This window comes from Streptomyces flavofungini (assembly GCF_041028215.1).
GTDB classification, from domain to species: domain Bacteria; phylum Actinomycetota; class Actinomycetes; order Streptomycetales; family Streptomycetaceae; genus Streptomyces; species Streptomyces flavofungini_B.
This window is the reverse complement of record NZ_JASKYR010000580.1, coordinates 1-5,271: the sequence shown is the minus strand read 5'-3', so window position 1 is coordinate 5,271 and position 5,271 is coordinate 1. Positions and strand designations below refer to the sequence as shown.

General features: G+C 72.9%; 4 protein-coding genes. 2 read left to right on the top strand and 2 right to left on the bottom strand.

Annotated elements, in window-relative coordinates:
* Together AB8Z36_RS30135 and AB8Z36_RS30130 are read left to right on the top strand one after the other, a co-directional pair.
* A partial coding sequence (locus AB8Z36_RS30135; RefSeq protein WP_369216554.1) for a hemolysin family protein occupies positions 1 to 1,138 on the top strand: 1,138 nt, incomplete at its 5' end.
* A complete protein-coding gene (locus AB8Z36_RS30130) occupies positions 1,135 to 2,271 on the top strand; it encodes a hemolysin family protein (protein WP_369216553.1) in 1,137 nt (378 codons plus the stop codon). The genes AB8Z36_RS30135 and AB8Z36_RS30130, both read left to right, overlap by 4 nt.
* Positions 2,272 to 2,295: 24 nt before the next feature.
* Here the strand turns inward: AB8Z36_RS30130 and AB8Z36_RS30125 are convergent, their stop codons facing one another.
* Both AB8Z36_RS30125 and AB8Z36_RS30120 read right to left on the bottom strand, forming a co-directional pair.
* Positions 2,296 to 4,212, bottom strand: a complete 1,917-nt coding sequence (locus tag AB8Z36_RS30125) for an AAA family ATPase (RefSeq protein WP_369216555.1) — start codon at positions 4,210 to 4,212, stop codon at positions 2,296 to 2,298.
* Between the two features lie 443 nt (positions 4,213 to 4,655).
* On the bottom strand, positions 4,656 to 5,271 hold a 616-nt coding region (locus AB8Z36_RS30120), incomplete at its 5' end, for a uridine kinase family protein (RefSeq protein ID WP_369216552.1).

Genomic DNA, 5,271 nt, shown 5'->3' with positions numbered 1-5,271 from the left:
CACGATCACCTCGCTCGTCGTCGGCATGCTCGCCGAACCGGCGCTCGCCGAGCTGCTCGCGGTGCCCTTCACCGCGATCGGCATCCCCGAGGGCGGTGTCGGCGGCGTCTCCGTGGTGGTCGGCATGCTGCTCGCGTCCGCCGTCCAGATGGTCGTCGGCGAGCTGGTCCCCAAGAACTGGGCGGTGTCGCGGCCGCTCCAGGTCGCCCGCTTCGTCGCGGGACCGCAGCACGCCTTCGCGCGGCTCCTGCGGCCCGTGATCGCCCTCCTGAACGCCGTGGCCAACCGCCTGGTGCGGCTGCTCGGCGTGGAGCCCGCCGAGGAGCTCGCCTCCGCACGCACCCCCGGCGAGCTGGTCTCCCTCGCCCGGCACTCGGCGCAGGCCGGGGCCCTTGAACAGGACACCGCCGACCTGTTCGTGCGCACCCTCTCGCTCGGCGGGCTGACCGCCCAGCACGTGATGACGCCGCGCGTGAAGGTCAGCGCGCTCCAGTCGTCGGCGACGGCCGAGGACGTGGTCAACCTGACCCGCGCCACCGGCCTGTCCCGCTTCCCCGTCTACCGCGAGCGGATCGACGAGGTCGTCGGCGTGGTGCATCTGAAGGACGCCCTCGCGGTGCCCGCGCACGAACGTCTCCGCACCCCCGTCGGCCGCATCGCGCAGACCCCGCTCCTGATCCCGGAGACACTGCCCGTCAAGCCCCTCCTGGAGCGGCTGCGCAGCGAGCAGCCCATGGCCGTGGTCGTCGACGAGTACGGCGGCACGGCGGGCGTGGTCACCCTGGAGGACATCGTCGAGGAGCTGGTCGGCGAGGTCCGCGACGAGCACGACCTGCACGACCTGCCCGAGCTCTGCGCGGCCCCGCCGGAGGACGGCAGGCCGAGCTGGGACGCCGACGGCGGCTGCCGCGTCGAACGGCTGCGGCGCATCGGTCTCGACGTGCCCGAGGGCCCGTACGAGACCGTGGCGGGCCTCGTCGCCGGTCTGCTCGGCCGCATCCCGGTCCCCGGTGACCGGGCGGAGCTGCCGGGCTGGCGGCTCTCGGTGCGCCAGGTGGGGCACTACCGCGCCGAGCGGGTCAGGATCGTCAGGGTGGCACAGGCCCCGGCCCCCGTAGCCGTGGAGGCACTCCGATGAGCCTGCTCCAGCTTCTCTTCGCCGTCCTGCTGGTGCTCGCCAACGGATTCTTCGTGGGCGCGGAGTTCGCCCTCGTCTCCGTACGCCGCAGCCAGATCGAGCCCCTTGAGTCCAAGCGGGCCAACCAGGTGCTCTACGGACTCGAACACCTGCCGCAGATGATGGCCGCCGCCCAGTTCGGCATCACCATCTGCTCGCTGACGCTCGGCGCGGTCGCCGAGCCCACCGTCGCGCACCTCCTGGAGCCGCTGTTCGAGGCGGCCCACCTGCCCGCGGGCATGATCCACCCCCTCGGCTACGTGATCGCGCTCGCGGTGGTGGTCTTCCTCCACCTCGTCATCGGCGAGATGGTCCCGAAGAACCTCGCGATGGCGGCCCCCGAGAAGACCGCGCTCTGGTTCAGCCCGGGGCTGGTCGCCTTCGCCCGCCTGTGCCGGCCGGTGACGGTGGCGCTCGGGGCGTGCGCGCGGGTCGTCCTGAGGCTGTTCGGGGTCGAGCCCAGGGACGAGGTGGAGGCCGTCTTCACCAGTGAGCAGCTCAACCGCCTGGTGGAGGACTCCGGCCAGGCCGGTCTGCTCGATCCCGAGGAGCAGGAGCGCCTGGAGGACGCCCTTGAGCTGGGCTCGCGCCCGGTGACGGACGTCCTGCTCGACCGGGCGTCCCTGGTGACGGTGGGCGCCTCCGTCACCCCCGGCGAGGTGATCGGGCTGACCGGACGCACCGGCTTCTCCCGCTTCCCCGTGCGCGCGGAGAACGGCGCCTTCATGGGCTACCTCCACGTCAAGGACGTCCTTGACCTGGAGGAGACCGACCGTGCCGTGCCGCAGCAGGTGTGGCGGGCGATGACCACCCTGCGGGCCGAGCTGCCGCTGGACGACGCCCTGACCGTGATGCGCCGCGCCGCGACGCACCTGGCCCAGGTCGCCGACGCGTCGGGCAGGGTGCTCGGCCTGGTCGCCCTGGAGGACGTCCTCGAACTCCTGGTCGGCGAGGTCCGCGACCCGGCCCACCGGGTGGCCGTGCCACGCCCCCAGGCCGAGACCGCGACCGAGCACGGGACCGAAGCCTCCGAGGCGCCCCGGGACGCCCCCGAGGACATGCCCGGGAGCCTGGACGGCGCCCTGGTGGGCTGACGAGGGGCGGGCGTGCCCGGGGTCTCAGATCCCGGGCGCGTCCTGCGGCCCGCGTCCGGAGAGGACCTCGCCGTAGGCCTGCATCAGATCCGGCAGCCGCAGCGTGGCGAGGTCGTCGCGGGACGGCTCGCCGGGATAGCCGGAGAGCCGCAGGTCGCGGTAGGCGCAGCTCTTCTCGTAGAGCGTGCGCAGGAACCGGCCGTTGCCCAGCTCGTCGATCCAGGTCTGGTCGACGACGTGCCCGCTGATGGAGCGCAGCTCCTCCAGCGCCTCCTCGTCCCACACGTCGCCGTTCTCGGCCGCGAGCACCTCGCCGATGGCGGTCAGCTCCAGCGGGCGGTACGAGGGGAAGTCGACGCGGGTCGTGAAGCGCGAGGAGAGACCGGGGTTGGCGGCGAGCAGCCGGTCCATGCCCTCGGGGTAGCCCGCGAGGATCACGACGAGGTGGTGGCGGTTGTCCTCGGCCCGCTTCAGCAGCACCTGGAGCGCCTCGTCGCCGTAGGCGTCGCCCTTGCCGTAGCCGGAGTTGGAGAGGGAGTACGCCTCGTCGACGAAGAGGACGCCGCCGATCGCGGAGTCGATCAGTTCATTGGCCTTGACCGCGGTCTGGCCCAGGTACTCGCCGACCAGGTCGGCGCGCTGGGCCTCCACCAGGTGGTCGCCGCCGAGCAGCCCCAGGGCGTAGAAGACCCGGCCGAGGATGCGGGCCACGGTGGTCTTGCCGGTGCCCGAGGGGCCGGAGAAGACGAAGTGTCGTTTCGGCGGCTGCACGGGCAGCCCCTGGGCAGCCCGCAGACGCGCCATGTTGAGCTGTGCGGAGAGTGCCTTGACCTGGCGCTTCACGGGCTCCAGGCCGACCATGCCCTCCAGCTCCGCGAGTGCCGCCTCCAGCAGGGCGGGGTCGGTGGAGCCCGGCGGGACCTGCGCGACGCCGCCCGGCTTGATGGGGACGATCGCCTTCTCGCGGACCGCGTCGGCGTCGGAGGGCCCGGCCGGAGAGCCGGGGCCGCCCACGGGTGGCTGCCCGCCGCCGGCCGGCGGAAGCTGGGAGTCGGTCACCTTCACGTCGCGGCCCTCGCTGCCGAACAGCGTGTCGATGCCGTCCGGCCCTTCGAGGACGTCCTGCCCCGCGCCCGCCAGGCTGATCGCGGCGGCGAGGTCGGCCGCCTCGTCGTATCCGTCGCCCTCGGCGATGGCGGCGAGCCGCGCCGAGGTGTCCATGAAGGAGGCGTCGACCCGGTGCACCGCGCGGTACAGCGGGAGCGCGGCGGCCGAACGTCCGGTGCCCTCGTGCGCCCGCGCCAGCCAGTACCGCAGCTCCTTGCGCTGGGGCTGTTCGCTGCGGCAGCGCATCAGGGCGGCGGAGAGCAGCGGCTCGGCCTGCCCGTACATCTCCAGGCGCACCCGGGCCATGCCGCCGAAGAGTCCGGCCTCGATGCCCAGCATCGGATCGTCGACCAGGGGGTCGGTGTGCCGCACGAGCTGGTCCCAGTCCTTGACGAGATAGGCGCGGCAGGCGTGCAGGAATCGGACCTGCGGGTCGGCGTCGACCGGCGGCAGTCCCGCGAGCGCCCGGTCGAGCTCGGGGACGTGGCGGCCGTCGAGCCAGTGCGAGGCGTGCGCGAGGAGCAGGTCGCGGGTGCTCTCCAGGACGGGCTGGACCCACCAGCCGAGCCAGTACCAGGAGTTGAGGGTGCGGGCGTGCCGGGTGCGCTGTTCTCCGAACCGCTCGCGGTACTGGAACATGCGCAGCAGTGCCGTCGTCGTGTCGATGCGCAGCGCGTGCAGCCCGAGCCAGCCGTCGGCCATCCCGGGATCCATCCGGACCGCGGAGCGGAACTCCTCCTCCGCCTGTGGATAGGCGCCCATCGTGTAGGCGTCGACGCCCCTCAGCCAGGCGAGGTCGGCCGGGGCGGGTGTGCCCACCGCGTCGAAGTCCATCACGTCCCCCACATACCTGCCCCCGTGTGCGAACCGCCGGACCGGTGCCCGTCGGCCACTTCGTCGAACCGCCGTGCTGTGGACGGGAGTTGTCTCGGTGCACAGAGCATCCGTCCGGAAAGGCGCACCGAAGGGCATCGTACCTGCGGGGGAGCGGTCGGCCGTAGGGTGCCGCACCGCGAGATCGGCCGGGGGCGGCCGTGGGAAGCGGGCCCGGTGGTGACCGAGGGTGAGCGAATGACGGCTCGTAGCGGCCGATAACAAGGGTCCTCAGGCAGAACGAAGCCCCCGATCACGGGGGAACAACCGGGGGCTTCGCGTCTGCGGGCAATCCCTCAGGACTGCACATCCAGAACGTAAGTCCTGTAAGGCCCCCGGGTCAAGCAGAGTTGAGGCACTCGCGAAAAAGAGCCGGGGCCAACTGGAAGCCGCTTTCCGGAGGTTCAGCGGACCGCCGATGGTCCCTCACACTCCGTGACGATCTGAGTCCCCACTGGTGTCCCACCCGGATCGCACAGCACCTCATATCCCTTGGGTGACTGCCGCACCAGAATGTCGGCGAAGGGGCGTGAGGGGTCCCGGGTGAAGTGCAGGCGCTCCGCGGGTTCCCACCCGTCCCAGAAATCCCGCTGGACCGTTCCGTCCCGCAGCCGCCCCCGGCGCCACGCCGCCTCCCGTGTCACGTCCATCCACAGCACGGCGGCGAGGTGCGGCCGCAGCGCCTCGCGGCCCGCTCCGACGCCCTCGACGAGCACCACGGGCGCGGGCGGCACACTCCGCTCGGCCGGACCGAAGCGCCGCTCGACCCAGTCGTACGCCGGGAAGCGCGCCGTCCCGCCGAGGGCCAGCGGTTCCAGCGCCCACCGCCGCAGCCGGTCCGTCCAGCCGAACAGCTCGTCGTGGCTCGCGACGTCGTCGAGCCGCAGCACGGGCGCGCCGCCGAGGGCCGCCGCGAGGTGCCGGGCGAACGTGGACTTCCCCGAGCCCGCGTGCCCGTCCACCGCGATCAGCCGGACGGGGCCGCAGGAGGGCGGCAGGCGGCGCAGGGCGCGGGCGAGG

Excerpts from the sequence above, each read along its gene's own strand:
- AB8Z36_RS30130 (WP_369216553.1), top strand. The coding sequence starts at position 1,135 with ATGAGCCTGCTCCAGCTTCTCTTCGCCGTCCTGCTGGTGCTCGCCAAC.
- AB8Z36_RS30125 (WP_369216555.1), bottom strand. The coding sequence starts at position 4,212 with ATGGACTTCGACGCGGTGGGCACACCCGCCCCGGCCGACCTCGCCTGG.